General features: G+C 59.4%; 28 protein-coding genes. 25 read left to right on the top strand and 3 right to left on the bottom strand.

What is annotated here, in order from left to right; all coding sequences use genetic code 11:
* Positions 1 to 16 precede the first annotated feature (16 nt).
* The gene (gene rsmD / locus AC3WS9_RS20730) at positions 17 to 616 is read left to right on the top strand and encodes a 16S rRNA (guanine(966)-N(2))-methyltransferase (protein WP_285149959.1); all 600 of its coding nucleotides are present in this window, start codon (positions 17 to 19) and stop codon (positions 614 to 616) included.
* Complete coding sequence (locus AC3WS9_RS20735) at positions 600 to 881, top strand: DUF1145 family protein (protein ID WP_492490156.1); 282 nt, start codon at positions 600 to 602, stop codon at positions 879 to 881. Before rsmD ends, AC3WS9_RS20735 begins: the two co-directional genes overlap by 17 nt.
* Before the next feature lie 87 nt (positions 882 to 968).
* On the opposite strand, the gene AC3WS9_RS20740 is transcribed toward AC3WS9_RS20735, so the two are convergent.
* Complete coding sequence (locus AC3WS9_RS20740) at positions 969 to 1,328, bottom strand: DUF2500 domain-containing protein (protein ID WP_492490157.1); 360 nt, start codon at positions 1,326 to 1,328, stop codon at positions 969 to 971.
* Between the two features lie 126 nt (positions 1,329 to 1,454).
* On the opposite strand from AC3WS9_RS20740, the gene AC3WS9_RS20745 reads away from it, so the two are divergent.
* Positions 1,455 to 2,081 (top strand): lysoplasmalogenase, encoded by a 627-nt coding sequence (locus AC3WS9_RS20745; RefSeq protein ID WP_492490158.1) that lies wholly within the window; start codon positions 1,455 to 1,457, stop codon positions 2,079 to 2,081.
* 75 nt (positions 2,082 to 2,156) lie between these two features.
* Complete coding sequence (gene zntA, locus AC3WS9_RS20750; protein ID WP_492490159.1) at positions 2,157 to 4,334, top strand: Zn(II)/Cd(II)/Pb(II) translocating P-type ATPase ZntA; 2,178 nt, start codon at positions 2,157 to 2,159, stop codon at positions 4,332 to 4,334.
* 80 nt (positions 4,335 to 4,414) lie between these two features.
* On the opposite strand, the gene tusA is transcribed toward zntA, so the two are convergent.
* On the bottom strand, positions 4,415 to 4,657 hold the full coding sequence (gene tusA, locus AC3WS9_RS20755; protein WP_282493618.1) for a sulfurtransferase TusA: 243 nt from the start codon (positions 4,655 to 4,657) through the stop codon (positions 4,415 to 4,417).
* A 173-nt stretch (positions 4,658 to 4,830) separates the two neighbouring features.
* On the opposite strand from tusA, the gene AC3WS9_RS20760 reads away from it, so the two are divergent.
* Together AC3WS9_RS20760 and AC3WS9_RS20765 are read left to right on the top strand one after the other, a co-directional pair.
* Positions 4,831 to 5,496 carry a 7-cyano-7-deazaguanine/7-aminomethyl-7-deazaguanine transporter gene (locus tag AC3WS9_RS20760; RefSeq protein ID WP_492490160.1) on the top strand — a complete coding sequence of 222 codons (666 nt, stop codon included), beginning with the start codon at positions 4,831 to 4,833 and terminating at the stop codon, positions 5,494 to 5,496.
* Between the two features lie 72 nt (positions 5,497 to 5,568).
* On the top strand, positions 5,569 to 6,126 hold the full coding sequence (locus AC3WS9_RS20765; protein ID WP_282493576.1) for a DcrB family lipoprotein: 558 nt from the start codon (positions 5,569 to 5,571) through the stop codon (positions 6,124 to 6,126).
* A 6-nt stretch (positions 6,127 to 6,132) separates the two neighbouring features.
* On the opposite strand, the gene AC3WS9_RS20770 is transcribed toward AC3WS9_RS20765, so the two are convergent.
* Positions 6,133 to 7,347 carry an MFS transporter gene (locus AC3WS9_RS20770; protein WP_492490161.1) on the bottom strand — a complete coding sequence of 405 codons (1,215 nt, stop codon included), beginning with the start codon at positions 7,345 to 7,347 and terminating at the stop codon, positions 6,133 to 6,135.
* A gap of 144 nt (positions 7,348 to 7,491) precedes the next feature.
* On the opposite strand from AC3WS9_RS20770, the gene AC3WS9_RS20775 reads away from it, so the two are divergent.
* The 19 genes from AC3WS9_RS20775 to AC3WS9_RS20865 all read left to right on the top strand — a co-directional run bounded on the left by AC3WS9_RS20775 (position 7,492) and on the right by AC3WS9_RS20865 (position 23,928).
* A complete protein-coding gene (locus tag AC3WS9_RS20775; RefSeq protein WP_282493578.1) occupies positions 7,492 to 8,541 on the top strand; it encodes an AI-2E family transporter in 1,050 nt (349 codons plus the stop codon).
* 297 nt (positions 8,542 to 8,838) lie between these two features.
* Complete coding sequence (locus AC3WS9_RS20780; RefSeq protein WP_100780797.1) at positions 8,839 to 9,228, top strand: hypothetical protein; 390 nt, start codon at positions 8,839 to 8,841, stop codon at positions 9,226 to 9,228.
* 69 nt (positions 9,229 to 9,297) lie between these two features.
* A complete protein-coding gene (locus AC3WS9_RS20785; RefSeq protein ID WP_492490162.1) occupies positions 9,298 to 10,362 on the top strand; it encodes a class I SAM-dependent methyltransferase in 1,065 nt (354 codons plus the stop codon).
* A 64-nt stretch (positions 10,363 to 10,426) separates the two neighbouring features.
* Positions 10,427 to 11,149 (top strand): beta-ketoacyl synthase chain length factor, encoded by a 723-nt coding sequence (locus tag AC3WS9_RS20790; RefSeq protein ID WP_492490163.1) that lies wholly within the window; start codon positions 10,427 to 10,429, stop codon positions 11,147 to 11,149.
* Positions 11,146 to 11,961 (top strand): lysophospholipid acyltransferase family protein, encoded by an 816-nt coding sequence (locus AC3WS9_RS20795; protein WP_492490164.1) that lies wholly within the window; start codon positions 11,146 to 11,148, stop codon positions 11,959 to 11,961. Before AC3WS9_RS20790 ends, AC3WS9_RS20795 begins: the two co-directional genes overlap by 4 nt.
* A complete protein-coding gene (locus tag AC3WS9_RS20800) occupies positions 11,942 to 12,199 on the top strand; it encodes a phosphopantetheine-binding protein (protein ID WP_095283784.1) in 258 nt (85 codons plus the stop codon). Before AC3WS9_RS20795 ends, AC3WS9_RS20800 begins: the two co-directional genes overlap by 20 nt.
* Before the next feature lie 13 nt (positions 12,200 to 12,212).
* Positions 12,213 to 12,464, top strand: a complete 252-nt coding sequence (locus AC3WS9_RS20805) for an acyl carrier protein (RefSeq protein ID WP_100780796.1) — start codon at positions 12,213 to 12,215, stop codon at positions 12,462 to 12,464.
* A gap of 6 nt (positions 12,465 to 12,470) precedes the next feature.
* Positions 12,471 to 13,058, top strand: coding sequence for a COG4648 family protein (locus tag AC3WS9_RS20810; RefSeq protein WP_282493583.1), 588 nt, complete (start codon positions 12,471 to 12,473; stop codon positions 13,056 to 13,058).
* Positions 13,051 to 14,412, top strand: coding sequence for an AMP-binding protein (locus AC3WS9_RS20815; RefSeq protein ID WP_492490165.1), 1,362 nt, complete (start codon positions 13,051 to 13,053; stop codon positions 14,410 to 14,412). The genes AC3WS9_RS20810 and AC3WS9_RS20815 overlap by 8 nt, the downstream gene beginning before the upstream one ends.
* Positions 14,399 to 14,752, top strand: coding sequence for an ApeI family dehydratase (locus AC3WS9_RS20820; protein WP_492490166.1), 354 nt, complete (start codon positions 14,399 to 14,401; stop codon positions 14,750 to 14,752). Before AC3WS9_RS20815 ends, AC3WS9_RS20820 begins: the two co-directional genes overlap by 14 nt.
* Positions 14,743 to 16,434, top strand: a complete 1,692-nt coding sequence (locus AC3WS9_RS20825) for a glycosyltransferase family 2 protein (protein WP_492490167.1) — start codon at positions 14,743 to 14,745, stop codon at positions 16,432 to 16,434. Before AC3WS9_RS20820 ends, AC3WS9_RS20825 begins: the two co-directional genes overlap by 10 nt.
* Before the next feature lie 3 nt (positions 16,435 to 16,437).
* Positions 16,438 to 16,860 carry an acyl-CoA thioesterase gene (locus AC3WS9_RS20830; RefSeq protein ID WP_492490168.1) on the top strand — a complete coding sequence of 141 codons (423 nt, stop codon included), beginning with the start codon at positions 16,438 to 16,440 and terminating at the stop codon, positions 16,858 to 16,860.
* The gene (locus AC3WS9_RS20835; RefSeq protein ID WP_492490169.1) at positions 16,857 to 17,462 is read left to right on the top strand and encodes an outer membrane lipoprotein carrier protein LolA; all 606 of its coding nucleotides are present in this window, start codon (positions 16,857 to 16,859) and stop codon (positions 17,460 to 17,462) included. Before AC3WS9_RS20830 ends, AC3WS9_RS20835 begins: the two co-directional genes overlap by 4 nt.
* Positions 17,431 to 19,752 carry an MMPL family transporter gene (locus AC3WS9_RS20840; protein ID WP_492490170.1) on the top strand — a complete coding sequence of 774 codons (2,322 nt, stop codon included), beginning with the start codon at positions 17,431 to 17,433 and terminating at the stop codon, positions 19,750 to 19,752. Before AC3WS9_RS20835 ends, AC3WS9_RS20840 begins: the two co-directional genes overlap by 32 nt.
* Entirely contained in the window at positions 19,752 to 20,333 is a 582-nt protein-coding gene (locus tag AC3WS9_RS20845) for a DUF3261 domain-containing protein (protein ID WP_409339902.1), read from the top strand. The genes AC3WS9_RS20840 and AC3WS9_RS20845 overlap by 1 nt, the downstream gene beginning before the upstream one ends.
* A gap of 1 nt (position 20,334) precedes the next feature.
* Positions 20,335 to 21,504, top strand: coding sequence for a beta-ketoacyl-[acyl-carrier-protein] synthase family protein (locus AC3WS9_RS20850; protein WP_492490171.1), 1,170 nt, complete (start codon positions 20,335 to 20,337; stop codon positions 21,502 to 21,504).
* The gene (locus AC3WS9_RS20855) at positions 21,501 to 21,974 is read left to right on the top strand and encodes a hotdog family protein (protein ID WP_282493592.1); all 474 of its coding nucleotides are present in this window, start codon (positions 21,501 to 21,503) and stop codon (positions 21,972 to 21,974) included. Before AC3WS9_RS20850 ends, AC3WS9_RS20855 begins: the two co-directional genes overlap by 4 nt.
* Complete coding sequence (locus tag AC3WS9_RS20860; RefSeq protein ID WP_492490172.1) at positions 21,971 to 22,702, top strand: 3-ketoacyl-ACP reductase FabG2; 732 nt, start codon at positions 21,971 to 21,973, stop codon at positions 22,700 to 22,702. The genes AC3WS9_RS20855 and AC3WS9_RS20860 overlap by 4 nt, the downstream gene beginning before the upstream one ends.
* Positions 22,699 to 23,928, top strand: coding sequence for a beta-ketoacyl-ACP synthase (locus AC3WS9_RS20865; protein WP_285149929.1), 1,230 nt, complete (start codon positions 22,699 to 22,701; stop codon positions 23,926 to 23,928). The genes AC3WS9_RS20860 and AC3WS9_RS20865 overlap by 4 nt, the downstream gene beginning before the upstream one ends.
* Positions 23,929 to 23,930 lie beyond the last annotated feature (2 nt).

The raw sequence follows: 23,930 nt of genomic DNA on the forward strand, positions 1-23,930 counted from the left end.
GCAGAGCTTTCCTGAAATGAAGAAAACGAACCGCCCGGCCGGACAAATTCGCATTATCGGCGGCCAGTGGCGAGGCCGCAAACTGCCCGTCCCCGACAGCCCTGGGCTGCGCCCGACCACCGATCGCGTCCGGGAGACGCTGTTTAACTGGCTGGCGCCGTCAATGGTTGACGCGCGCTGCCTCGACTGTTTTGCCGGAAGCGGCGCCCTGGGCCTCGAAGCGCTGTCGCGTTACGCCGCGAGCGCCACCCTGCTGGAGATGGATCGCAGCGTTTCCCAGCAGCTACAGCAAAATCTCACTACCCTGAAAGCGACCAATGCCAAAGTGGTGAACACCAACGCGCTGGCGTTTCTGGCGCAAAAAGGCACGCCGCACGACGTGGTGTTTATCGATCCGCCGTTCCGTAAAGGGCTGCTGGAAGAGACGCTGACGCTGCTGGAGAACAACGGCTGGCTGGCGGATGACGCGCTTATCTACGTCGAGAGTGAAGTGGAAAATGGCTTACCGCCGGTTCCCGTTCACTGGGATCTGCACCGCGAACAGGTCGCCGGCCAGGTCGCTTATCGTTTGTATCACCGTGAAGTACAAGGAGAGCCTGATGCCAGTACTGATTAATTTTGGCCGTTTACTGATGCTGGGCGTCTGGGCGTTTCTGCTCCTGAACCTGGTTCATCCGTTCCCGCGTCCGATGAATATTTTCGTCAACGTGGCGCTGATTTTCACCGCCTTTATGCACGCCCTGCAGATGGTGATGCTGAAAAACGGCCTGCCGAAAGACGGACCGCCGATGACCGGCTGGCAGCAGCTGCGCGTCTTTATTTTTGGCGTGTTTGAGCTGCTGGTGTGGATGAAGAAGTTTAAGGCGCAGGCGAAGAAGTAAGGTGCGTGCATTTTTTGCCCGGTGGCGCTGCGCTTACCGGGCCTACGAGACCTGTAGGCCGGTGCAAGCGAAGCGCCGCCCGGCAAATCACGGCTCCGCACTAAACCCCTCAAACCGCGACCCCTTATAACTCAACACACCCCGCTCCCCTACCGTCAGTTGATGGTACTGCTTCTCATCGAGACGAAACGTCATCTCCAGCCCGCCGCTCTGCGGTTTAAAGCTCGCCTCGTAGCGCATCGGCGTTCCCGCTGGCGTCACCTGCTGCTGACGAGAGCGGCGCTCATTGAGCGCTTTCTCGCGTTTATTACTCACCACCACGCGTTTTTGCAACAGCGGCGCGGCGTCGTTATCGGCCTTTTCACGGCGCTGCTGCACAAAGCGGAACGAGGCGGCGATGACGATAATCGCCACCACGATCACGAAGAAAAGTGGCATTTTGCTCATTGTTGAATCCCATCAGATTTTGCGGAAATCAGGATACCCCGCCTTATCCGCCATTGCCAAACGCCAGCCCGCGTCACTACACTGAATCAGAGTGTTATTCAAAAATAACAGATACAGGGAGTTAATATGCTTTGGTCATTTATCGCTGTCTGTTTTTCCGCATGGCTTTATGTCGATGCGTCGTATCGCGGCCCTGCGTGGCAGCGCTGGCTGTTTAAACCGGTGACGCTGCTGCTCCTGCTGCTGCTCGGCTGGCAGGCACCGATGTTCAACGCCGTCTGCTATCTGGTGCTTGCGGGTCTGTGCGCCTCGTTGATTGGTGACGCGCTCACGCTACTGCCACGCCAGCGCCTGCTGTATGCCATCGGGGCGTTTTTCCTCTCGCATCTGCTCTACACCATCTACTTCGCAAGCCAGATGACCCTCTCCTTCTTCTGGCCGTTACCGATGATTTTACTGGTGATGGGCGCATTGCTGGTGGCGGTGATCTGGACCCGGCTGGAAGAGATGCGCTGGCCGGTCTGTACCTTTATCGCCATGACGCTGGTGATGGTCTGGCTGGCGGGTGAGCTGTGGTTCTTCCGCCCAACCTCACCTGCAATGTCAGCGTTTTTCGGTGCCGTGCTGCTGCTGATTGGCAACATCGTCTGGCTCGGGAGTCACTATCGTCGTCGCTTCCGCGCGGATAACGCCATCGCCTCCGCCTGCTACTTTGCCGGCCATTTCCTGATTGTGCGTTCGCTGTATATTTAATAGTGCTTGACTCTGGAGTCGACTCCAGAGTGTATGCTGCGGTTAATGAGAAAATTATCATTACCGGAGAGTGCCATGTCGACTCCAGAAACATCGAAAAAAGTGCCGCAATTCTCGGCACTTAAACTCAGTCCCGTCCCCACAAAAGACGACTGCTGCTGCGACAGCGGATGCGAAACCCAGGCTGCGCCCGTACTGCCTGAAAGCGGCGATCGCTATACCTGGATTGTCAACGGTATGGACTGCGCCGCATGCGCCCGCAAAGTCGAAAATGCGGTGAAACAGGTGGCGGGCGTCAACCAGGTTCAGGTGCTGTTCGCCACCGAAAAACTGCTGGTCAGCGCCGATGCTGACGTCAGCAAGCAGGTTGAAGCGGCGGTGACCAAAGCCGGCTACTCCCTGCGTAGCGAGCAGGAACCTGCCGAAAAAATCTCTCCCCTGCGGGAAAATCTGCCGCTCATCACCCTGATTATCATGATGGCGCTCAGCTGGGCGTTGGAACAGGTTAACCACCCGCTTGGCAATCTGGCGTTTATTGCCACCACGCTGGTTGGGCTGTTCCCCATCGCCCGTCAGTCCCTGCGTCTGATCAAAACCGGCAGCTGGTTCGCGATTGAAACCTTAATGAGCGTCGCGGCAATCGGCGCGCTGTTTATTGGCGCGACGGCGGAAGCGGCGATGGTCCTGCTCCTGTTCCTGATCGGCGAACGCCTTGAAGGCTGGGCAGCAAGCCGGGCGCGCAAAGGGGTCAGCGCGTTAATGGCGCTGAAACCGGAGACGGCGACAGTGGTGGTGAATGGCGAGCGCCAGACGGTCGCTATCACGGCGCTGCGTCCGGGCGATGTGATGGAGGTGGCCGCCGGGGGGCGTTTGCCTGCGGACGGGACGCTTCTCACCGCGACGGCCAGTTTCGACGAAAGCGCCCTGACCGGCGAATCGATTCCCGTTGAGCGCGAGACCGGCGAGAAAGTCCCCGCCGGGGCCACCAGCGTGGACCGTCTGGTGCAGCTCAAGGTGCTTTCCGAACCGGGCGACAGCGCCATTGACCGCATTCTGAAACTGATCGAAGAGGCCGAAGAGCGCCGCGCGCCCGTCGAGCGCTTTATCGATCGCTTCAGCCGCATCTACACGCCGGTAATTATGCTGATTGCCCTGCTGGTGGCGGTGGTTCCGCCGCTGCTGTTCAGCGCCCCGTGGGAGGCGTGGATCTATAAAGGGCTGACGCTGCTGCTGATCGGCTGTCCGTGTGCGCTGGTGATTTCAACGCCTGCGGCCATCACCTCGGGTCTGGCCGCCGCCGCACGACGCGGTGCGCTGATTAAAGGCGGTGCGGCGCTGGAACAGCTCAGCCAGGTTCAGCAGATCGCCTTCGATAAAACCGGCACGCTGACCGTCGGCAAACCGCAGGTCACGGGCATTTATCCTGCCGATGACGCCCTGCTGGCGCTGGCCGCCGCCGTCGAGCAGGGTTCGACTCACCCGCTGGCGCAGGCAATTGTGCGTGAAGCGCAGTCGCGCGGGCTGACGATTCCTGAGGCCAGCGCGCAGCGAGCGCTGATGGGCTCAGGCATCGAAGCGGAAGTTGAGGGCAGCAAGGTGCTGATTTGCGCTGCCGATAAATTCCCGGCCGAGGAGTTTAGCCCGCAAATCCGCGAGCTGGAGCAGGCCGGGCAGACGGTGGTGATCGTCGTTATCGACGGCGTGGCAAAAGGGGTGTTGGCCCTGCGCGATACCCTGCGTGAAGATGCCAAAGAGGCCGTGGCGGCGCTGCATCAGCTGGGGATTCAGGGCGTGATCCTGACCGGGGATAACCCGCGCGCGGCGGCAGCGATTGCCAATGAGCTGGGTCTGGAATTTAAGGCCGGGCTGTTACCAGCGGATAAAGTGCAGGCCGTGACGGGTCTGAACGCTCAGGCCCCGTTGGCGATGGTCGGCGACGGCATCAACGACGCTCCGGCAATGAAAGCCGCGACGATTGGGATTGCGATGGGCAGCGGGACCGACGTGGCGCTCGAAACCGCCGATGCGGCGCTGACGCACAACCGGTTAACCGGCCTCGCGCAGATGATCTCACTGGCACGTGCGACGCGAGCCAATATTCGTCAGAACATCACGATTGCGCTGGGACTGAAGGGGATTTTCCTGGTCACCACACTGCTGGGGATAACAGGTCTGTGGCTGGCGGTATTAGCGGATACGGGGGCGACGGTGCTGGTGACGGCGAACGCACTGCGGTTGTTGCGCCGGAGATGATAAACGCCGGGTGGCGGCTTCGCCTTACCCGGCCTACGTTTTCGTACCCTTGTATGCCGGGTTCACCCGGCAAACCACGACTACCCTTTGCGCACCAGATACCGATACGGAAGGGAGCCCGTCTCTTGCGCCACCAGCTCATGTTCCATAAAGGTACAAAAACCGGGGATATCGCGGGTGGTCGCAGGATCGTCAGCAATGATCAGCAGCGTCTCGCCGGTCTGCATGTTGCGCACGGTTTTGCGCACCATCATCACCGGCTCCGGGCACCGGAGGCCCTGCGCATCAAGGGTATGGTCGGGGCTGGAAAACAGGTCGGTCATCATCTTCTCGTTTACATCAAAAAAACGGCTGTAGTTTACGCCGCGTTTTCGGCAAAGCAAACAAGGTTAACGATTGCGCGAAAATTAGCCATTGCAATACGAACTGAAAGCAGTATCATGCGGCGGCTTTATTGGGTTCCCTCACCCCAAATATTAATCAAAAAGGTCACAATATGACGCAGTTCTCTCAAACGCAGCGCGTAAAAGCGTTGTTCTGGCTATCGCTATTCCATCTGCTGGTGATCACTTCCAGTAACTATCTGGTGCAGTTGCCGATCTCCATTTTTGGTTTCCATACCACCTGGGGCGCATTCAGCTTCCCGTTTATCTTCCTCGCGACCGATTTGACCGTGCGTATCTTTGGCGCGCCGTTGGCCCGACGCATTATCTTTGCGGTGATGCTGCCTGCGCTGTTCGTCTCGTACGTCATCTCTTCCCTGTTCTACATGGGAAGCTGGCAGGGCTTTGAGGCGCTGACGCACTTCAACCTGTTTGTCGCCCGTATCGCTGCCGCCAGCTTTATGGCCTACGCCCTGGGGCAGATCCTCGACGTTCACGTCTTTAACCGTCTGCGACAGAACCACCGCTGGTGGATGGCACCGACGGCGTCCACGCTGTTCGGCAACGTCAGCGACACGCTAGCCTTCTTCTTCATCGCCTTCTGGCGCAGCCCGGATGCCTTTATGGCCGCCCACTGGATGGAAATCGCGCTGGTGGACTACTGCTTCAAAGTGCTGATCAGCATTGTCTTCTTCCTGCCGATGTACGGCGTGCTGCTGAATATGCTGCTGAAAAGGCTGGCGGATAAATCTGAAATCTCGGCATTGCAGGCAGGTTAAAGGTTCGGTTTATCAGTTGTGATAAGATGGATGAATGAGCCGTTATGGCCGTTTATCGAAAGGAATAAGTTAATGCGCAATCTGGTTAAATATGTCGGGATTGGCCTGCTGGTAGTGGGTCTGGCGGCCTGTGATAACAGCGATACGAAGACCCCTGCTCAGGGCGCGTCCGCGGAAAGTAATGCCACCGGACAGCCGGTTAATCTGATGGATGGCAAACTCAGCTTCTCTCTGCCAGCGGATATGACCGATCAGAGCGGCAAGCTGGGCACCCAGGCGAACAACATGCACGTCTATTCCGATGCCACCGGGCAGAAAGCGGTCATCGTGATTGTCGGTGACGACACCAATGAAGATCTGGCGGTGCTGACCAAGCGTCTGGAAGATCAACAGCGTAGCCGCGATCCGCAGCTGCAGGTGGTAACCAACAAGTCCATCGAACTGAAAGGCCACACCCTGCAACAGCTGGACAGCATTATCTCTGCCAAAGGCCAGACCGCGTACTCTTCCGTGGTGCTCGGCAAAGTGGACGGCAAACTGCTGACCATGCAGATCACCCTGCCAGCTGACGATCAGCAGAAAGCGCAGACCGCCGCAGAAAACATCATCAATACCCTCGTGATTCAGTAATTTTCATCACGATTCAACGGCCTCCGTCGCTTGCGCCGGGGGCCGTTTTTTTAAGCGCCAGGTCAGCAGGAACGCAACGCCCACCAGCCCCGCCGCCGCCAGATAGATAACCGGAACGCCCGCGTAGGCCATCAACAGCCCGGCCAGTGGCCCGGTCACCCCCAGCGACATATCCATAAACACGGTATAAGTCGCCAGCGCCGAACCCTGATTCTGCTGCGGCACTGCTTTCACCGCCACCACGCCCAGCGCCGGGAAGACCAGCGAGAAACCCGCGCCCGCGAGGAATACGCCTATCTTCGCCACCCACGGCTCACCCGCAATGCCCGTCAGCAGCAGGCCGACAATCTCCACGCTAAAGCAGATCATCGCCACGTTCAGCCCGCCAAGGCGGTTGATACCGTTCGGGAACAGCAGGCGCGCGCCGACGAAGGCGCAGCTAAACAGCGTCAGGGCGAACGCTGCGCCGTCCCAGCCTTTAGCGTCATAAAACAGGGTGATGAAAGTGGCGATCACGCCAAAACCGGCGGACGCCAGGGCCAGCGCCATGCCGTAGGGCCAGACGCGCCCGAGCACCGCGCGAAACGGCAGCGGCTTGCCTTTGCTGGCTTTCACCTTCGGTCGTGGGAGCGCGAGTAAAATCGCGATCAGCGCGACGACCATAATAGTGATCGCCAGTCCGTGCAGCCCACCCCACGCATAGCACACCACACCCAGCGGCGCGCCGAGGGCCATCGCGCCGTAGGTAACAATCCCGTTCCACGAAATCACGCGCCCGATATGCGGCGTGCCGACCACGCCTACGCCCCATAGCGTCGAGCCGGTCCCCGCCAGACTTTGCCCGATACCTAAAATCACACGCCCCAGACACAGCAGTGCCAGGCTGAGCAGCGGCCAGCCGCTGGTGGTCGCCGCCAGAAGATAGCTCAGGCCACTGAGAAAACAGCCACACAACCCCACCACGACGATACTTTTCGGGCCAAACAGATCGGCATACCGCCCCGACTGCGGACGACTCAGCAGGGTGGCGAAATATTGCAGGCTGATCACCAGCCCCGCCCAGAAGGCGCTGAATCCCATCACGTCATGGACGTAACCGGGCAACACCGCGAGCGGCAGTCCAATGGTGAGATAGCTGGCGAAGTTAAACATCACAACAGAAACAATGCGCAGATTGAGGCGCAATCCGCTCAGTGCCGGTTCGGCGGCAGGGTCGGGCATGAGGTTCTACCTGGTATTTTGCAACAGTGTTTCACTATTACCACGTCATGCGGCGAAAAGCAGCAGCGACTTTCAGATTAACGGCGTCAAACGCAGCGGTCCTCACGCACTACACTTAACGGGCACACAACATAAGGAATCAGCATGACAACCCCCCAGCCCGACAAGACGGGCCTGCACATATTATTAAAACTCGCCTGTCTGGTGGTGATCCTCGCCGGTATTCACGCGGCGGCGGATATTATCGTTCAGCTGCTGCTGGCGCTCTTTTTCGCCATTGTTCTTAATCCGTTAGTCACCTGGTTTATCCGTCGCGGCGTGCGCCGCCCCGTCGCCATCACCATCGTGGTGCTGGTGATGCTGGTGGTCCTCACCGCCCTGTTCGGCGTGCTGGCGGCATCGCTAAGCGAATTCTCCACCCTGCTGCCGAAATACAATAAAGAGCTGACGCGCAAGATTGTCGATCTGCAGGAGATGCTGCCGTTCCTTAACCTGCATATCTCGCCTGAACGCATGCTCAAGCGCATGGATTCAGAGAAAGTGATGACCTTCGCCACCACGCTGATGACCGGACTTTCCGGCGCGATGGCCAGCATTTTGCTGCTGGTGATGACGGTAGTGTTTATGCTATTCGAGGTGCGCCACGTGCCGTACAAACTGCGCTTCGCCCTGAACAATCCGCAGATTCACATTGCTGGCCTGCACCGGGCGCTGAAGGGTGTTTCCCACTATCTGGCGCTGAAAACCTTACTCAGCCTCTGGACCGGGGCGATTATCTGGCTCGGGCTTTCGCTGATGGGCGTTCAGTTCGCGCTGATGTGGGGCGTACTGGCGTTTCTGCTCAACTACGTGCCCAACATCGGCGCGGTGCTTTCCGCTGTGCCGCCGATGATTCAGGCGTTTCTTTTCAATGGCTTTTATGAATGTATGCTGGTCGGCGCGTTATTCCTGGTCGTCCATATGGTGCTCGGAAATATCGTCGAGCCGCGGATGATGGGCCATCGTCTGGGAATGTCGACCATGGTGGTCTTTTTGTCATTGTTAATATGGGGATGGTTACTGGGACCGGTGGGTATGCTGCTTTCAGTACCGCTGACCAGCGTGTGTAAAATATGGATGGAGACCACCAAAGGCGGCGGAAAACTGGCCATTCTGCTCGGCCCAGGGCGACCGAAAAGTCGGCTTCCGGGGTAACAATTTTCTCGTAAACCTACCCAACGAGGTAGGTTTACGGACTTCATCAGATCTATAAACTCTGTGCCGATTTTTTTAGAATCGGCATAATTGTTGTTTTTAAGTGAATATTTTCTTAGCAAAGCCGATAACAAAAGCGTTGTCTACATTGCCAGCGCGTTAATTAAAGTTAAATTGGCAATGTCACAAAATAAATAATGCAAAAATGATATTTATCGCAATGGTTAAAATTTGCCTTAAGAATTATATTGCGTAAATATCGTGGACGAGATCACTATTATTGATACGGAGTTGTTGATGAAGAAGATTGTTAAATGGTGTGCGGCTTTTGCCATTATGGGTGCGCTGGCAGGCTGTGCGCGTACTGCCCCGGTGGATCAGGTTCACTCTACCGTTAGCGCGGGCCATTCTGCGGAACAGGTGAAGTCTGCCATTCTGAAAGCGGGCCTTCAGCGCGACTGGATCATGACTGAAGTCAGCCCTGGCGTCATTAAAGGCCGCCTGCAGGCACGCGACCACAGCGCCGAAGTTCGCATCCCTTACACGGCCACAAGCTATTCAATTAATTACGAAAACAGCCTCAACTTGAAAGCCAGCGACGGTAAAATTCACAAAAATTACAACCGTTGGGTTCGTAATCTCGACAAAGATATTCAGCTGAATCTCGCCAGAAGCGCCGCGCAGTAAAATTGCCTAAAGTCGGGCCGCTATCGGCCCGATAATGTATTCCTCAACCCCGCGAAAGGTTACGCAATAATGTACGAAACGGACTCGCTCAGCGCGCTGGATGCCATTACAGAAGCACAACGTATTGCTTTTGCTCCAATGTTGTTTCAAACCGCGCTTTGTTTGCGTAACTCTGGCGTTCTGGCCTGGCTCGATAAACAAGGGAAACAAGGCGCACGCCTTGAAGACATTGTCGAGAACAGTACCCTGAATGAATACGCTGTCAGCGTTTTGCTGGATATGGGATTAAGCGGACGGATCGTTACCCATAAAGAGGGACATTACTATCTGGCAAAAGTGGGACATTTTCTCCTGCACGATGCGATGACCCGCGTAAATATGGATTTCACCCAGGACGTTTGTTATCAGGGATTATTCCACCTCTCCGATTCCCTAAAACATGAAAAACCCGCGGGATTATCAGTATTTGGCGAATGGCCGACCATCTATCCCGCATTGTCGCAATTACCTGTGCGGGCAAAAGAGAGTTGGTTTGCGTTTGATCATTACTATTCTGACGCCGCTTTTGATGCCGCTTTGCCATATATATTCGCAAGCAAGCCGACAAAATTGTACGATGTAGGCGGTAATACAGGCAAATGGGCTTTACGCTGCTGCCGGTATGATGAAAATGTCGCCGTTACCCTCCTCGACCTCCCGCAGCAAATAGCGTTGGCGCAGGAAAATATCGCAAATGCAGGATTATCTCATCGCATTGGGTTCCATGCTGTCGATATGCTTAGCAACGCGGCGCTGCCGGGCGAAGCAGACGTATGGTGGATGAGTCAGTTCCTCGACTGCTTCTCTCCCGATCAGATTGTCACCATGCTGAGCAACGTGGCGCAGGTCATGAAGCCCGGCGCGCGGTTATGCATTATGGAACTGTTCTGGGATGCCCAGAAATTCGAAGCGGCCTCGTTTAGCCTCAATGCGACCTCGCTCTATTTCACCTGTATGGCGAATGGCAACAGCCGCTTTTATAGCGTCGAGAAATTTTATCACTACCTGGAACAGGCCGGTTTCCACGTAGAGCAACGACTGGACAATTTAGGCCTGGGTCATACCTTACTGATTTGTCAGAAAAAAGAACAATAAATTCGGTGAAATACCTGAGGGTTCACGCCGTTATTTGATGACGATAGATCGCGGACGCGCGTAGATGAAATTTGCACTTAACATTATCGACTGGCAGGCCAGAGCGCCTGGTCTCAGTGATGCCGAACAATGGCAGGCGTGGTCACGCGATTCGCTCACCATTGATCCCACTGCGCCACAGGCAAAACTCACGGATTTGCCGATGATGACCGCGCGTCGCCTCAACTCGGGCAGCAAACTGGCCGTCGATTGCGGCCTGTCCATGCTGAGAAAGCATGCCATCGACGCGGTGGTTTACACCAGCCGCCACGGCGAACTGGAGCGCAACTACCGCATTCTGCATGCCCTGGCGACGGATCAGGCCGTGTCACCCACCGATTTTGCCATGTCCGTGCACAACTCAGCGGTGGGGAATCTCACCATCGCCGCGCGTCAGCCGATTGTCTCCTCTTCTCTCTCTGCCGGGCTGGATACTTTCCAGCAGGGCCTGTGCGAAGTGCTGTGCCTGCTGCAGGCGGGCTATTCCCGCGTGCTGCTGGTCGATTTCGACGGGGCGCTGCCGGTGTTTTACCACCCGCACTTACCCGCGCAAATGCCGACCTGGCCCTATGCGCTGGCTATCGTTATCGAAGCCGGTGATACGCTGCGCTGCGAAACCCGTTCTGGCAGTACCGGCGAAGAGCCGCCGCTGCCGCAAAGCCTGATGTTCCTACAACGCTATCTGAGCGACGAGCCGCAGTTTGTGGTCTCCGGCGAACGCCTGCTCTGGCAGTGGTCCCGCGCATGAACACGTTAGCCAGCAGTATGAATCGGGTGTGGCGTCTGGTCATGACCGGCTTCTGCTTCGCGCTGTTTGGCGTGGGCGGTCTGCTGCTGTCACTGGTCTGGTTCAACCTGCTGCTGATGGTTCAGCGCGATCGCGCCAAACGCCGCCGCCTGGCGCGCCGCAGTATTTCCGCCAGCTTCCGTTTCTTCATGAACGTGATGCGTCTGACGGGCGTACTCGATTACCGCATTGATAATCTCGACGCCCTGCGCAGCGAACGCGGCTGTCTGGTGATCGCCAACCATCCCACGCTGATTGATTACGTGATCCTCGCCTCAGTGATGCCGGAAACGGACTGCCTGGTGAAAAGCGCCCTGCTGCGTAACCCCTTCGTCAGCGGCGTGATTCGCGCGGCGGATTATCTGATCAACAGCGAAGCAGACACCCTGCTCGCCGCCAGCCAGCGCCGTCTGGCGCAGGGCGATACCTTACTCATTTTCCCCGAAGGCACGCGCACCCGCATCGGGGAGGCCATGACGCTGCAACGCGGCGCGGCCAATATCGCCGTGCGCTGCGGTAGCGACCTGCGGGTCGTGGTGATCCACTGCAGCGAACACTTGCTCGATAAAAAAAGCCGCTGGTACGACGTACCGCCGCGCAAACCCTTTTTCACGGTCGACGTCCGTGAGCGGGTCAATATTCACGATTTTTACGATGCGACAGAACAAGAACCGGCCCTGGCCGCGCGCCAGCTAAACCGGCACCTGCAGCATCGCTTAACATCAGGTCTTCAATCTTTGTCAGGAATTAATGATGCAAGCGCTTTATCTTGAAATTAAAAATCTTATTATCTCCACGCTGAATCTGGACGAACTGACCGCCGACGATATCGACACGGATGCAGCGCTGTTTGGAGATGGTCTGGGCCTCGATTCCATCGACGCACTGGAGCTTGGCCTGGCCGTGAAAAACCAGTATGGCGTCGTGCTATCCGCGGAAAGCGAAGAGATGCGTCAGCACTTCTATTCCGTCGCCACGCTGGCATCATTTATCCATGCCCAACGCGCCTGAGAACGAATTTGCTATGACAGAACAAAACGCCATTTATCAGGAAGTCTGCGGACTCCTGACCAAACTGTTTGAAATCGAACCGGACGCGATCTCTCCCGAGGCGCGCCTGTACGAAGATCTGGAGCTGGACAGCATCGACGCCGTCGACATGATTGTTCATCTGCAGAAGAAAACAGGTAAAAAAATCAAACCTGAAACCTTCAAATCGGTGCGTACCGTTCAGGACGTGGTGGACGCTGTCGAACAGCTTCTGCGCGAAGAGTAAGACGCCATGCGTGGCGGACGATCTTTTCCGGCCATCCCGCTGCTGACGGGGCTGATGCTGCTCGCCTGGCCATTTCTGATTGGCTTCGGGCTGACGCACAACAGTCTGCACTGGCTGCTGCCGCTGATGGCGCTGCTGCTGGTCTGCCGTCTGCGCCAGGCGCGGCATAACGCCGGGCCGATGCGCTTTGTGGTGCAAAGCGTGGCGCTGGCGGGCATTGCACTGTGCACAGCGAGCTACCTGCTGAAAGCGCACCAGTGGCTACTGCTCTATCCCGTGGTGGTGAATCTGGTGATGCTGGCCGTGTTCGGCGGATCGCTTTGGACGGCGATGCCGCTGGTCGAGCGGCTGGCGCGCCTGCGCGATCCCCAGTTGCCGCCAGAAGGCGTTCGCTATACCCGCAATGTGACCCGCGTGTGGTGCGGTTTTTTCATCGTCAATGGTTCGGTGGCGCTGTTCACCGTTATTCACGGTGATATGCAGCTCTGGACGCTGTGGAACGGCATGATCGCGTACATCCTGATGGGGACGCTGATGGCGACGGAGTGGCTGGTGCGTCAACGGGTGATGAAAAAAAGTGAAGCACATGAATAAACCCCTGCCGCTGAGCCAGTGGCTGAATGCGCCGCGTCCGGATGAGACGCCGATCGCCTGGCTTGAGGATCACATCTGGACGCTCGGGCAGCTTCGTCACGACGTCTCCATCCTGACAAGCATGCTTATCCAGCAGGAAGGCAAGCGCTGGGCGCTGTGCTTCGAAAACAGCTATCTGTTTATCGTCGCCCTGCTCTCGACGCTGCATGCGGGCAAGACGCCGGTGATCCCCGGCCACAGCCGCGTCTCGCTGCTCGAAGAACAGCGCACGCTGTTCAGCGGCGTGCTGAGCGATCAAACCCTGAACTATCCGGGCCGCCTGATTGTGGTGAATTCCGCCCGCCGCACGAGTGACGCCTTCACCCCGCTGCCGCCGATTGCCGACGACAGTTTTGTCGAGCTATTCACCTCCGGCTCAACCGGTGCACCGCGACGTATCGTGAAACCTATCGCCCGCCTCGATCGCGAAGCCACTCTGCTTGCCGAGCGCTTTGGCACGCGTCTGACGGGCTGCAGTATCGTCGCCTCCGTGGTACCGCAGCATTTGTACGGCCTGACGTTCCGCATCTTTTTACCCATGTCGCAAGGATTGCCGCTCCACGCCGCAATGCTCTATTACGCCGAACAGCTGGCGGCGCTGCCCGATGAGCGGCGCTACGTGTTTATCAGCAGCCCGGCGTTTCTGAAGCGGCTCGATACCCAGCTCGCGCCGCCACCCGTGGTGATGTTGCTTTCCGCCGGTGGCATGCTGCCGTGGGACGAAGTGACCGCCACGCATCGCTGGATGAACGTCTGGCCGGATGAAATCTACGGCAGCACCGAGACCGGCATTCTGGCCTGGCGACATCGTCAGGAGGAGTCGATTCCATGGCTCCCGTTCCCCGGCGTGCATTTCCGCCACCAAGGCGAGATCTGCCACGTGACGTCTCCGCTGATCCATGAGCCGGACGGCTTACCGCTGGACGATATTCTGCACTTCGACGGCAACGGGATGTTCAGCATCGCCGGACGCCGTGGGCGAGTGGTTAAAATCGAAGAGAAGCGCGTATCGCTCAACGAAATTGAACAGCGCCTGCTGGAGCTGGACGGCATTCGCGAAGTCGCGGCCCTGCCCGTCACGCGCGGCGGGCGTCAGGGGATCGGCGTACTGCTGGTCCTGAACGATGACGCGCGTCAGCGCCTCAGCCAACAGGGCAACAAAGCGCAGGAGTTTGCCTGGCGTCGCGCCCTGCTGCCGTGGCTCGAGCCCGTCGCCGTGCCGCGCTACTGGCGGATTATCGATGAAATGCCCGTCAACAGTATGAACAAGCGTGTCTATGCGCAGTTACAGGAGTTATTTCATGAAAATCCATGAAATCGAGCGCCACCAGCCGCAGCCAGAGGATCTGGAGATTGTCCTGCATCTCGACCCTGCGTTGTTCTGGTTCCAGGGACATTTTGCCGTGCAGCCGCTGCTGCCGGGCGTCGCGCAGCTCGACTGGGTGATGCACTACGCCACTACGCTGCTGGCCCCCGACTACCGTTTTCACAGCATTCAGAACGTGAAGTTCCAGGCCCCCCTGCTGCCGGACACCACCGTGACCCTGACGCTCAGCTGGAACGCCGAACGCCAGATCCTCACCTTTAGCTATCAGCGTCACGACGGCGACGCGCGCCACATCGCCAGCAGCGGGAAGATTCGGTTATGTCGCTGACGTTCCGCCCCTGCGTGCTGATCCCCTGCTACAACCACGGCGCGATGATGGCGAGCGTGCTGTCGCGGCTGGGATCGTGCGGGCTGCCGTGTCTGATCGTCGATGACGGCAGCGACGAGCCCACCCGGCTGGAGCTGGAACGCCTGGCAGCAGAACATCCGCAGGTGACGCTGATCCGCCTGCCCCAAAATGCCGGAAAAGGCACGGCGGTGATCCGCGGCCTGCAAGCCTCCGCCCGCGCCGGGTTTACCCACGCCGTGCAGGTGGATGCCGACGGCCAGCACGCCATCGAAGATATTCCGCAGCTACTGGCTCTGGCCGAACGCCACCCGGAGGCGCTGATCTCCGGCCAACCGATCTATGACGATTCGATCCCCCGCTCGCGCCTGTATGGCCGCTGGGTCACCCATGTCTGGGTGTGGATCGAAACCCTTTCCCTGCAGCTGAAAGACAGCATGTGCGGGTTCCGCGTTTACCCCGTCGCACCGACGCTGAAACTGGCGGAACACGCTACGCTCGGCAAGCGGATGGATTTTGATACGGAAGTGATGGTCCGCCTCTACTGGCAGGGCAACGACAGCTATTTTGTGCCGACGCGGGTGACCTATCCCCACGACGGCCTGTCCCATTTCGACGCCCTGAAAGACAACGTGCGCATCTCCCTGATGCACACCCGTCTGTTCTTCGGCATGCTGCCGCGGATCCCTTCGCTTCTGATGCGTCGGCGTCGCCAGCACTGGGCCGAACAGCAGGAGGTGAAAGGGCTGTGGGGGATGCGCCTGATGCTGCGCGTCTGGCAGCTGTTCGGACGTCGCGCGTTTAGCCTGCTGCTGTGGCCGGTGATCGGTGTTTACTGGCTCACCGCCCGCCCGGCGCGACAGGCGTCGCAGCAGTGGCTCGCGCGCGTGGCTGATGAGCTTAAGACGCAGCAACGCCCGCTGCCGCCGCGCTTTAACAGCTTTTTCCACTTCATGCGTTTCGGCTATTCAATGCTGGATAAAGTCGCGGGCTGGCGCGGCGAGCTTAAGATGAACCGGGATGTCGTTTTCGCGCCCGGCGCCCGTGAGGCGCTCAACGTCGACGCTCCTCAGGGCAAGCTGCTGCTGGCCTCGCACCTCGGCGACGTCGAAGCCTGCCGCGCGCTGGCCCAGATCGAAGGCAGCAAGACCATCAACGCGCTGGTGTTTAGCGACAATGCCCAGCGCTTTAAGCAGATCATGCAGGAGATGGCCCCGCAGGCCGGGCTGAACCTGATGCCCGTCACCGATATCGGGCCGGACACCGCCATCGCCCTGAAAGAGAAGCTCGATCGCGGCGAGTGGGTGGCGATCGTCGGCGATCGTATCGCCGTCAATCCCCAGCGCGGCGGCGAATGGCGCGTGGTCTGGAGTGAGTTTCTCGGCAAGCCCGCCCCGTTCCCGCAAGGGCCGTTTATCCTTGCCTCGATTTTGCGCTGCCCGGTGGTGCTGATTTTCGCCCTGCGCCAGCAGGACAAGCTGCACATTCACTGTGAGTCCTTTGCCGATCCGCTGCTTCTGCCGCGCGGCGAGCGCCAGCAGGCGCTCCAGCAAGCTATCGATCGCTATGCCCAACGCCTCGAGCACTACGCGCTGATGTCGCCGCTCGACTGGTTTAATTTTTTCGATTTCTGGCATCTGCCGGATGCCAAAGAGAAGGAGTAAAGGGTGCTGACCGATCCCCGTTTTACGACCGAAGTTGAGCTGACCGTCCCCTTCCACGACGTGGATATGATGGGCGTCGTCTGGCACGGCAACTATTTCCGCTACTTCGAGATTGCCCGCGAGGCGCTGCTCAATCAGTTCGACTATGGCTATCGCCAGATGAAGGCGTCCGGCTACGTCTGGCCGGTGGTCGATACGCGGGTGAAATACCGCGATGCCGTCAGATTCGAACAGCGCATCCGCGTGCGGGCGCAGATCGAAGAGTTTGAAAACCGCCTGCGCATCGCCTACCAGATTTTCGACGCCGAAACCGGGAAGCGTACCACCACCGGGTACACCATCCAGGTGGCCGTCGAAGAGAGCAGCCGCGAAATGTGTTTCGTCAGCCCGGCAATTTTGTTTGAACGTATGGGAGTGATGCCATGAAATGGTTGCCCCTGCTGGCCCTGCTGGTCAGCCCGTTGGTCGGCGCGGTCACGCTGGATGAACTCCAGCAGCGCTTTACCGAACAGCCCGTGGTGCGCGCGCACTTCGAGCAGACCCGCACCATCAAAGATCTCCCGCAGCCGCTGCGCTCGCAGGGCGAAATGCTAATCGCCCGCGACGACGGTTTGCTGTGGGATCAGAAATCGCCGTTCCCGATGACCCTGCTGCTGGACGACAAGCGCATGGTTCAGGCGATCAACGGCCAGCCGCCGCAGACCATCACCGCCGACAATAACCCGCAGATGTTCCAGTTCAACCACCTGCTGCGCGCCCTGTTCCAGGCCGATCGCAAAGTGCTGGAGGAGAATTTCCGCATTGATTTTAAAGACCTCGGCGCGGGCCGTTGGTCGCTGGTGCTGACACCCATCACCACGCCGCTGGACAAAATTTTCGCCACCATGAATCTGGGCGGCGCGACCTATCTGGAGTCGATCCAGCTCAACGACAAACAGGGCGACCGCACGGATATCGCCCTCTCCCATCATCAACTGACGCCCGCCAGCCTGACTCATGACGAACGCCAACGCTTTGCCGCGCCGTAACAGTCTGCGCCCGGCGCTGCTGTGGGGTCTGTTATGCCTGGCGCTGCTGGGTGTGCTGCTGTCGCTGTTGCCCGGCGCGCGGCTCAACAGCAGCGTGCTGGCGATGCTGCCGAAGCAGACGCTCGGCGCGATCCCGCCTGCGCTCAACGACGGATTTATGCAGCGCCTGGACCGCCAGCTGGTGTGGCTGGTCAGCCCCGGCAAAGAGCCGAACCCGCGCGTGGCGCAGGAGTGGTTAACTCTGCTGCAAAATTCGGGTTCCCTCCATGAGGTGAAAGGCCCGATGGACGCCAACAGCCAAAAAGCCTGGGGCGAATTTTTCTGGCAGCACCGTAATGGCCTTATCGACACCGCGACCCGCGGCCGTCTGCAAAATGGCGGCGAGGCGCAGGCCCAGTGGATCCTGTCCCAGCTGTACTCGGCCTTCTCCGGCGTCAGCGGCAAAGAGCTGCAAAACGACCCGTTGATGCTGATGCGTGGTTCGCAGCTTTCGCTTGCGCAAAACAGTCAGAAGCTGCGGCTAATGGACGGCTGGCTGGTGACCAAAGACGAGGCTGGAAATTACTGGTATCTGCTGCATGGCGAGCTGGCCGGTGAGTCGTTCGATATGCAGCAAACGCACCGTCTGGTGACAACGCTGCGCGGCCTTGAAAGCCAGCTGAAAACCCATTTCCCGCAGGCGCAGCTGCTCTCGCGCGGGACGGTATTTTATAGCGACTACGCCAGCCAGCAGGCGAAACAGGACATTTCTACCCTCGGCATCGCCACGATTCTGGGGGTGATTTTGCTGATCGTAGCGGTGTTCCGCTCCCTGCGCCCGCTGCTGCTGTGCCTGATCTCCATCGGCATCGGCGCGCTGGCCGGGACCGTCGCCACACTAACGATCTTCGGCGAGCTGCACCTGATGACGCTGGTAATGAGCATGAGCATCATCGGGATTTCCGCCGACTACACGCTCTTTTACCTGACCGAGCGTATGGTCCACGGCGCGCAGGATTCGCCGTGGCAAAGTCTGGCCAAAGTGCGTAACGCCCTGCTGCTGGCGCTGCTGACCACCGTGGCGGCTTATTTAATCATGATGCTTGCCCCGTTCCCCGGCATTCGTCAGATGGCGGTGTTTGCCGCCGTGGGGCTGAGCGCTTCGTGCCTGACGGTGATCTTCTGGCATCCGTGGCTGTGCCGCGGTTTGCCGGTGCGTCCGGTTCCGGCAATGGTATTGATGCTGCGCTGGCTGGCCGCGTGGCGACGTAACAAGGCGGTCTCCGTCGGGCTGCCGGTGATTCTGGCCGTCGTCTCCGTGGTCGGCATCGCCAGTCTGCGGGTGGATGACGATATCGCCCAGCTCCAGGCGCTGCCGAAGGATATTCTGGCGCAGGAAAAAACCATCACTGCATTGACCGGACAGAGCGTCGATCAAAAATGGTTCGTGGTCCACGGCGCAACGGCCCAGCAAACGCTGGAGCGGCTGGAAGCCTTTACGCCTGCGCTGGCAGCGTCGCAAAAGGCCGGTGACATTAAAACGTTCCGCACTCTTCCGCTGAACTCGCTGGCGCGACAGAAAAGCGATCTGGCACTCCTGCACAACGCCGCTCCGGCAGTGACAAACGTCCTGCATAGCGCGGGGCTGACGACCGTAACGCCGGATCTGAACGCCATGCCCGTGAGCACAGAAGACTGGCTCGCCAGCCCGGCAAGTGAAGGCTGGCGTCTGCTGTGGCTGACGCTGCCCGACGGCGAAAGCGGCGTGCTGGTGCCGGTCGACGGCGTGAAAAACAGCGCGGCGCTAAGCCAATTAGCCGCAGCGCATCCGGGCGTAGTGTGGGTGGATCGCAAAGCGAGCTTCGACAGCCTGTTCTCGCTCTATCGCGGCGTGCTGACGGGCCTGCTGTTGGTCGCGCTGGCGGTGATCGCCTGCGGGGCGATGCTGCGTCTGGGCGGGCGTAAAGGGCTGATAAGCCTGGTGCCGTCGGTCCTGTCGCTGGGCTGCGGTCTGGCGGCGCTGGCGGCCAGCGGCCATCCGGTGAATCTGTTCTCGCTGCTGGCACTGGTGCTGGTCTTAGGGATTGGCATTAACTACACCCTGTTCTTCAGCAATCCACGCGGAACACCGCTCACCTCCATGCTGGCGATTACGCTGGCGATGATGACCACGTTACTGACCCTGGGCATGCTGGTCTTTAGCGCCACGCAGGCGATCAGCAGCTTCGGCATTGTGCTGGTCAGCGGTATTTTCACCGCCTTCCTGCTGGCTCCGCTGGCGATGCCGGCTAAAAGAGAGAGAAAACGATGATGACCCCTTTTGGCCGCGCGCTTGCGCTGATGGCCGCCCTGTGGCTGACGGGCTGTAGCCACTCGACGCAAAACAGCGATGGCACCCGTCCGCAGGCCTGGTTACAACCGGGTACCAAAGTGACCCTGCCTGCACCGGGGATCTCTCCGGCGGTGAATTCCCAGCAGCTGCTGACGGGCAGCTTCAACGGCCAGACCCAGTCTCTGCTGGTGATGCTCAACGCCGACGCGGATAAAATTACGCTGGCCGGGCTGTCGTCCGTCGGGATTCGCCTGTTCCTCGCCACCTATGACAAAACCGGTATTCACACCGAGCAGTCAATTATCGTGCCGCAGCTGCCGCCCGCCAGCCAGGTGCTGGCCGACGTGATGCTCAGCCACTGGCCGATCGCCGCCTGGCTGCCGCAATTGCCGAAAGGCTGGACGCTGACGGATAAAGGCGACCGCCGCGAGCTGCGCAACGCCAGCGGCAAGCTGGTAACCGAGATTGTCTATCTGCAGCGCAAAGGCAAACGCGAGCCGATCAGCATCGAACAGCATGTCTTTAACTACCACATCACCATTCAATATCTGGGTGACTAAGATGATCTACATTTCTGCCGTGGGCATGGTGAACGCACTGGGAAACAGCGCCGAAGAGATTGCTGCGAACCTGTCGCGTGGCGTCGCGCCGGGCATGCACAGCCGTGCAGGCTGGCTGCAGGGAGGCGAGGACATTGTGCTCGGCGGCGTTGAAGGCGAACTGCCGTCCATCCCGGATCACCTCGCCGCCCACCGAACCCGAAACAACCAGCTGCTGCTGGCAGCGCTGGCGCAGATCCAGCCTGCCGTCGACGAGGCGATTGCCCGCGTCGGCCATGACCGCGTGGCCGTGGTGCTCGGCACCAGCACCTCGGGGCTGGACGAGGGCGATGAGCATGTGCGCCTGTCGCTGAACGGCGAAGCCAGCACCCGCTGGCAGTACCCGCAGCAGGAGCTGGGCGATCCGTCACGTTTTCTCGCCAACTGGCTGAATCTCGACGGGCCCGCGTTTACCCTCTCGACCGCCTGCTCGTCGAGCGCGCGGGCGATTATCAGCGGCCGCCGTCTGATTGACGCCGGGCTGGTGGATATCGCCATCGTCGGCGGTGCCGATACCCTGAGCCGGATGCCGGTCAACGGATTCCATAGCCTCGAATCGCTCTCCACCACCCTGTGCGAACCCTTTGGCCGCGACCGTCGCGGGATCACCATCGGGGAAGGCGCGGCGCTGATGATCCTGACGCGCGAACCGCAGCCCGTCGCCCTGCTGGGCATCGGCGAGTCGAGCGATGCGTACCATATTTCTGCGCCCCATCCACAGGGCGAAGGCGCGATTCGTGCGATTCAACAGGCGCTCAACGAAGCGGGCCTGAAACCGGACGAAATTGGCTATATCAACCTGCACGGCACGGCGACGCCGCTCAACGATCAGATTGAGTCGCAGGTGATCCACGATCTCTTCGGCGATGCCGTGCCGTGCAGCTCCACCAAACATCTGACCGGCCATACGCTGGGCGCGGCGGGCATTACGGAAGCCGCTCTCAGCTGGCTGATTCTGACCCAGCAACTGCCGCTGCCCGCACAGGATTTCACCCGCTACGTGCCCGACCCAGCGCTACCCTCCTGCGGCGTATTGCATCAGCCCGCAGCGCTGGAAAAACCGGTTATTTTGTCCAACTCGTTCGCGTTTGGCGGCAACAATGCCAGCATTTTGCTGGGGAGAGTGTCATGAGTTATTTATCCCCCGTGGACTATTTGCCCCACGATGCGCCGATGCTGCTGCTGGAAAGGGTGGAAAGCGTCACGGACGAGAGCGCCGTGTGTTGCGTGCGCGTCAGCAGTCAGAGCGTTCTGGCGCCGTTTCTCAATGCCGATGGCGATTTGCCCGGCTGGTACGCCCTTGAGCTGATGGCGCAGACCGTCGGCGTCTGGTCCGGCTGGCATCGCCACCAGCAGGGCCAAAGCAGCATTGCGCTCGGAATGGTGCTGGGCGCGCGCGAACTGGTGTGCGCCGAGGGGCGCTTCGCGGCAGACTCTACCCTGACCGTGACCGTCAAACTGCTGATGCAGGACGAACGCTTCGGCAGCTTCGAGTGCGCGATCGCCGCAAACGGCGCAACGCTGGCGACAGGCCGCGTGAATACCTTCCAGCCGAGCGCGGAAGAGTTAACTTCGCTTTTTAATCAGGGATCTTCCACATGAATCGTTCCGTTCTGGTCACCGGAGCCAGCAAAGGCATCGGACGTGCTATCGCCCACCAGCTCGCCGCTGACGGCTTTACCGTGGGCGTGCATTATCACCGCGATGCCGACGGCGCGCAGCAGACGCTGGAGGCCATCCAGCAGGCGGGCGGTCAGGGCCGTTTGCTCTCTTTTGACGTCGGCAATCGCGAGCAGTGCCGCGAGGTGCTGGAGCAGGATATCGAGACTCACGGCGCGTGGTATGGCGTGGTCAGCAACGCGGGCATCACCCGCGACGGCGCGTTTCCGGCCCTCAGCGAGGATGACTGGGACAGCGTGATCCACACCAATCTCGACAGTTTTTACAACGTCATTCACCCGTGCGTCATGCCGATGATTGGCCTGCGCAAAGGCGGGCGGATTATCACTCTATCGTCCGTATCGGGCGTGATGGGCAACCGTGGGCAGGTGAACTACAGCGCCGCTAAAGCCGGGATCATTGGCGCGACCAAAGCGCTGGCGATTGAGCTGGCGAAGCGCAAAATCACCGTCAACTGCATTGCTCCGGGGTTAATCGACACCGGGATGATCGAAATGGAAGAGGCGGCGCTGAAAGAGGCGATGTCCATCATCCCAATGAAACGTATGGGCCAGGCCGATGAAGTGGCCGGTCTAGCCAGTTACCTGATGTCAGATATTGCGGGCTACGTCACCCGCCAGGTCATTTCCATTAATGGAGGAATGCTATGACACGTCGCGTGGTTATTACAGGCATGGGCGGCGTCACCGCCTTTGGCGAGGACTGGCAGTCGGTTTCGGCGGGGCTTCAGGCGGGCGTTAACGCGGTGCGTAAAATGCCGGAGTGGCAGATTTACGACGGCCTGCACACCCTGCTCGGCGCGCCAATTGACGATTTCACCCTGCCGGAGCACTACACCCGCAAGCGGATCCGCGCGATGGGCCGCGTGTCGCTGATGTCGACGCGCGCCACCGAAAAAGCGCTGGAGCAGGCCGGGCTGATCGGCGAAGCGGTGCTGACCAACGGCGAAACCGGGATCGCCTACGGCTCCTCCACCGGCAGCACCGGCCCAGTGAGCGAATTTGCCACCATGCTGACGGAAAAGCACACCAACAACATCACCGGCACGACCTACGTGCAGATGATGCCGCACACCACGGCGGTGAACACCGGCCTGTTCTTCGGCCTGCGCGGACGAGTGATCCCGACTTCAAGCGCCTGCACCTCCGGCAGCCAGGCGATTGGCTATGCATGGGAAGCGATTCGCCACGGTTATCAGACCGTGATGGTGGCAGGCGGCGCGGAAGAGCTGTGTCCGTCCGAAGCAGCGGTGTTTGATACCCTGTTTGCCACCAGTCAGCGCAACGATGCGCCGAAAACCACGCCGTCACCCTTCGATACCCAGCGCGATGGGCTGGTGATTGGCGAAGGTGCGGGCACGCTGATTCTGGAAGAGCTGGAGCACGCCAAAGCGCGCGGGGCGACCATCTACGGCGAAATCGTCGGCTTCGCCACCAACTGCGACGCCGCGCACATCACCCAGCCGCAGCGCGAAACGATGCAGATTTGCATGGAGCAGTCGCTGAAAATGGCGGGGCTGAGCGCGGCGGATATGGGCTATATCTCGGCGCACGGCACGGCGACAGACCGCGGTGATATCGCCGAAAGTCTGGCCACGGCGGCCATTTACGGCGAGAGCGTGCCGATTTCGTCGTTAAAAAGCTATTTCGGCCACACGTTAGGGGCCTGCGGAGCGCTGGAAGCCTGGATGAGTTTGCAGATGATGCGCGAAGGCTGGTTCGCCCCAACGCTGAATTTAAGACAACCCGACGAGCAATGTGGCGCTTTAGATTATATTATGGGGGAAGCCCGCCGGATTGATTGCGAATACCTGCAAAGCAATAACTTCGCGTTTGGCGGCATAAACACCTCGATAATCATCAAACGCTGGGCGTAACT

Source organism: Lelliottia sp. EB106-05-01-XG201, from assembly GCF_058791735.1.

Bases quoted from the DNA above. Each gene is read 5' to 3' on its own strand.
- rsmD (WP_285149959.1), top strand. From the start codon at position 17: ATGAAGAAAACGAACCGCCCGGCCGGACAAATTCGCATTATCGGCGGC.
- AC3WS9_RS20735 (WP_492490156.1), top strand. From the start codon at position 600: ATGCCAGTACTGATTAATTTTGGCCGTTTACTGATGCTGGGCGTCTGG.
- AC3WS9_RS20740 (WP_492490157.1), bottom strand. From the start codon at position 1,328: ATGAGCAAAATGCCACTTTTCTTCGTGATCGTGGTGGCGATTATCGTC.
- AC3WS9_RS20745 (WP_492490158.1), top strand. From the start codon at position 1,455: ATGCTTTGGTCATTTATCGCTGTCTGTTTTTCCGCATGGCTTTATGTC.
- zntA (WP_492490159.1), top strand. From the start codon at position 2,157: ATGTCGACTCCAGAAACATCGAAAAAAGTGCCGCAATTCTCGGCACTT.
- tusA (WP_282493618.1), bottom strand. From the start codon at position 4,657: ATGACCGACCTGTTTTCCAGCCCCGACCATACCCTTGATGCGCAGGGC.
- AC3WS9_RS20760 (WP_492490160.1), top strand. From the start codon at position 4,831: ATGACGCAGTTCTCTCAAACGCAGCGCGTAAAAGCGTTGTTCTGGCTA.
- AC3WS9_RS20765 (WP_282493576.1), top strand. From the start codon at position 5,569: ATGCGCAATCTGGTTAAATATGTCGGGATTGGCCTGCTGGTAGTGGGT.
- AC3WS9_RS20770 (WP_492490161.1), bottom strand. From the start codon at position 7,347: ATGCCCGACCCTGCCGCCGAACCGGCACTGAGCGGATTGCGCCTCAAT.
- AC3WS9_RS20775 (WP_282493578.1), top strand. From the start codon at position 7,492: ATGACAACCCCCCAGCCCGACAAGACGGGCCTGCACATATTATTAAAA.
- AC3WS9_RS20780 (WP_100780797.1), top strand. From the start codon at position 8,839: ATGAAGAAGATTGTTAAATGGTGTGCGGCTTTTGCCATTATGGGTGCG.
- AC3WS9_RS20785 (WP_492490162.1), top strand. From the start codon at position 9,298: ATGTACGAAACGGACTCGCTCAGCGCGCTGGATGCCATTACAGAAGCA.
- AC3WS9_RS20790 (WP_492490163.1), top strand. From the start codon at position 10,427: ATGAAATTTGCACTTAACATTATCGACTGGCAGGCCAGAGCGCCTGGT.
- AC3WS9_RS20795 (WP_492490164.1), top strand. From the start codon at position 11,146: ATGAACACGTTAGCCAGCAGTATGAATCGGGTGTGGCGTCTGGTCATG.
- AC3WS9_RS20800 (WP_095283784.1), top strand. From the start codon at position 11,942: ATGCAAGCGCTTTATCTTGAAATTAAAAATCTTATTATCTCCACGCTG.
- AC3WS9_RS20805 (WP_100780796.1), top strand. From the start codon at position 12,213: ATGACAGAACAAAACGCCATTTATCAGGAAGTCTGCGGACTCCTGACC.
- AC3WS9_RS20810 (WP_282493583.1), top strand. From the start codon at position 12,471: ATGCGTGGCGGACGATCTTTTCCGGCCATCCCGCTGCTGACGGGGCTG.
- AC3WS9_RS20815 (WP_492490165.1), top strand. From the start codon at position 13,051: ATGAATAAACCCCTGCCGCTGAGCCAGTGGCTGAATGCGCCGCGTCCG.
- AC3WS9_RS20820 (WP_492490166.1), top strand. From the start codon at position 14,399: ATGAAAATCCATGAAATCGAGCGCCACCAGCCGCAGCCAGAGGATCTG.
- AC3WS9_RS20825 (WP_492490167.1), top strand. From the start codon at position 14,743: ATGTCGCTGACGTTCCGCCCCTGCGTGCTGATCCCCTGCTACAACCAC.
- AC3WS9_RS20835 (WP_492490169.1), top strand. From the start codon at position 16,857: ATGAAATGGTTGCCCCTGCTGGCCCTGCTGGTCAGCCCGTTGGTCGGC.
- AC3WS9_RS20840 (WP_492490170.1), top strand. From the start codon at position 17,431: ATGACGAACGCCAACGCTTTGCCGCGCCGTAACAGTCTGCGCCCGGCG.
- AC3WS9_RS20845 (WP_409339902.1), top strand. From the start codon at position 19,752: ATGACCCCTTTTGGCCGCGCGCTTGCGCTGATGGCCGCCCTGTGGCTG.
- AC3WS9_RS20850 (WP_492490171.1), top strand. From the start codon at position 20,335: ATGATCTACATTTCTGCCGTGGGCATGGTGAACGCACTGGGAAACAGC.
- AC3WS9_RS20855 (WP_282493592.1), top strand. From the start codon at position 21,501: ATGAGTTATTTATCCCCCGTGGACTATTTGCCCCACGATGCGCCGATG.
- AC3WS9_RS20860 (WP_492490172.1), top strand. From the start codon at position 21,971: ATGAATCGTTCCGTTCTGGTCACCGGAGCCAGCAAAGGCATCGGACGT.
- AC3WS9_RS20865 (WP_285149929.1), top strand. From the start codon at position 22,699: ATGACACGTCGCGTGGTTATTACAGGCATGGGCGGCGTCACCGCCTTT.